The following is a 2807-nucleotide window of genomic DNA, read 5'->3' as shown; positions in this document are numbered from 1 at the left end:
CACATAAGGGCAGCTGAAATACAGGAAGGACTGAACTTTATTTGTGCTTGATGAATGTCCCTTCGCGCAGTTCGCGCTGGGCGAGGGCGAGCTCCTCACGGGTGTTCATGACAATAGGGCCTGCCCATGCGATCGGCTCTCCAAGTGGTTTGGCACTGTAGAGGAAGATGCGCGCCCCCTCCGATCCCGCCTTCATCGAGAGGGTGTCCCCTTCTCCAAAAAGTACCGCCCTATGGTACGGAACCTCTTGGTTGCCGGTATGTACCGAACCACGAACGATGTAGATGAAAAGGGTGTTCTCAGGATTGAGCGAAAGATTCCATGACGCATTCGGTTCGAGCTTGATATCCAAATAGAGGGTCTTTACATAGTCACCCTGCAGTGGTCCTGACTTGCTCTCATAAAAACCGCTGATGATCCTGACTTCAGAACCTTGTGCCTTAACGACGGGAATCTGATGTTCACGGATGTCACGGTAGGCAGGGTCTGCCATTTTGTCCTTCTTGGGAAGATTGATCCACAGCTGGGTGCCGAGCATCAGCTTGCTGGCCTGGGGCATCTCCTGATGGATGATGCCGCTGCCGCCGGTCATCCACTGGCAGCATCCATCGTTGATCGAGCCCTTGTTGCCCATGCTGTCCCCGTGCTCGATCTCCCCCGCGATCAGGTAGGTGACCGTTTCTATGCCACGGTGGGGGTGCCAGGGAAACCCTGCCAGATAGTCCTTCGGGTCGGCGGAGTCGAAAGCGTCCAGCATGAGGAAGGGATCGAACTCCTGGACATCGTGATAGCCGATTACCCGGACCAGTTTCACACCGGCTCCGTCATACTGTACGGCTCCTCCTGCGATGCGTTTTATGGGTTTTACGTGCATGGACACTCCTTTATGTTCTCCAAGAACAGACTACCCGCCTGCTTGTAAGGGCGGGTAGGTCCGTACACACTGCTTTACAGTACAAGAGAGGGGGGCGTAAAGGTCCTGGCCGCGAGCTCCTGGTTGAGCAGATACAGGCCGCGGGCGTCGGAGCCGAAGACTTCAAACTTCTGGATATTCTCCTGAGCGTTCATCTCCTCTTCTCCCTGCTCCTTGATGAACCAGTCGAGGAACTGCTGCGTCCTGAAATCCTTAACCTTGACAGCTTCCTCATAGATGATATTGATTGATTCCGTAATGAACTCCTCATGCTTCAGGGCCTCTACAAGCGGCGCCTTGAGATCGGGGTAGGTCTTGGATGGGTCTGCAAGCGCACCGAGTGTTACTCCATGGCCGTTGTTCTGCAGGTATTGGCGCATGAGCATGGCATGGTTCATCTCCTCCTGGGCCTGGACCTTGAACCAGTTTTCATAGCCCAGCAGGCCTTTTCCCGCATAGTAGTTTGCCATATCCAGATAGAGATAGGCAGAGTAGAACTCTTTGTTGATTTGTTCAGTGATTAATTTTGCAATGGTATTTGCCAGCATGGGTGTTTCTCCTTGCATCCCGGTTTGAGATGTAAGAATAGTATACAAGTAAGACTGAGTATCGACAACGACAATCGTAGGAGGGGGAGTTGCATGAGGGAAAAGGGATGGGGTAAACTTCTCTCCATGAAAAAATCAAAGGGCAAGCGCTTGGAGCCGAATCATGTGCTGCTCATCGGCTTCTTGACAATAATTCTCTTAGGCTCACTGCTGTTGAGTCTGCCTATCGCCCATAACCGGGGTATCAGCCTTGCCTACGTCGATGCCCTGTTCATTTCTGCAAGCGCAGTTTGTGTCACCGGCTTGGTGACCGTCGATGTCGCCCTTACCTTTTCCCTGTTCGGCAGGACTGTCATTGCCTTTTTGATTCTCCTGGGGGGCTTGGGCTTCGCATCCATCGTCATCTCCTTCAGTCTTCTTTTGGGCATGAACGTCAACCTGTCCCAGCGACTGTTCATCAAGGAAGCATATAACCTTTCCTCAATGAAGGGGACTCTGAGTATCGTCCGTGCAGTCTTGATCTCTTCCTTTTTGATTCAGGGACTGGGGACGGTGGTGGAATACTTCGTGTTTGTGCAAACCTACTCCCCCTTGGACGCTTTCGGGCATGCTCTCTTCAATACCATCAGTGCATTCAACAATGCAGGCTTCGACTTGATGGGGGGCTACCAAAGCCTGAGTGCATATCAGGGCAATGTTGTAATGAACCTGACCACCGCTGTTCTCATCATACTCGGAGGAACCGGGTTCTTCGTGCTGGCCGATATAGCCAGAAACAGAAAATGGTCGAATCTGAGCATGCACAGCAGAATCGTACTTTTGATGAATGGCACGCTCATCACCTTGGGATTTCTCTTCTTCGTGGCCGTAGAAAAGCTCACCCCGCTTGCCGCTTTCTTTCAGAGTGTGACTACCAGAACCGCCGGCTTCAATACGGTGGATATTTCCTCCTTCTCCCAAGCCGGCTTGCTCTTCGCAATGCTGCTTATGTTCATCGGAGCTTCTCCGGGGTCAACCGGCGGAGGTATCAAAACCACCACGACCTTTGCCCTGCTGCTCAGCCTGGGCTCTTTGATGTTCCGCCGCGAAAGTGCGGCATTCAAGCGCAAGGTGAGCGGCGAGAGCATCCTGAAGGCCTTTCAAGTATTGTTGCTCTCCTTCTTGTTGGTTCTGCTTGGCAGCCTGTCCCTGTTGTTGATCGAACAAGACGCCTTCGACTTTGTGGCGGTGTTGTTTGAGACAGTCTCCGCCTTTGCCACCGTCGGCTTGTCCTGCGGTATCACACCATCACTCTCCACGCTCTCGAAAGTGGTGCTGGTGGTGATTATGTTTGCAGGAAGGGTGGG

Annotated in this window: 3 protein-coding genes; 1 reads left to right on the top strand and 2 read right to left on the bottom strand. The window is 52.7% G+C overall.

The genetic code is table 11. The features are described 5' to 3' along the window. Positions 1-37 precede the first annotated feature (37 nt). Both B3F49_RS02900 and B3F49_RS02895 read right to left on the bottom strand, forming a co-directional pair. Entirely contained in the window at positions 38-874 is an 837-nt protein-coding gene (locus B3F49_RS02900) for a pirin family protein (RefSeq protein WP_293908894.1), read from the bottom strand. A 74-nt stretch (positions 875-948) separates the two neighbouring features. Beyond that, complete coding sequence (locus B3F49_RS02895; RefSeq protein WP_293908893.1) at positions 949-1461, bottom strand: ferritin; 513 nt, start codon at positions 1459-1461, stop codon at positions 949-951. Positions 1462-1587: 126 nt separating this feature from the next. On the opposite strand from B3F49_RS02895, the gene B3F49_RS02890 reads away from it, so the two are divergent. Further along, the coding region (locus tag B3F49_RS02890) for a potassium transporter TrkG (protein ID WP_293908892.1) at positions 1588-2807 on the top strand (1220 nt) is incomplete at its 3' end.

Origin of the sequence: Sphaerochaeta sp. UBA5836, assembly GCF_002432845.1 — a bacterium.
Taxonomy (GTDB): domain Bacteria; phylum Spirochaetota; class Spirochaetia; order Sphaerochaetales; family Sphaerochaetaceae; genus Sphaerochaeta.
This window is presented reverse-complemented; position numbering and strand designations above follow the sequence as displayed.

Excerpts from the sequence above, each read along its gene's own strand:
- B3F49_RS02900 (WP_293908894.1), bottom strand. The coding sequence starts at position 874 with ATGCACGTAAAACCCATAAAACGCATCGCAGGAGGAGCCGTACAGTAT.
- B3F49_RS02895 (WP_293908893.1), bottom strand. The coding sequence starts at position 1,461 with ATGCTGGCAAATACCATTGCAAAATTAATCACTGAACAAATCAACAAA.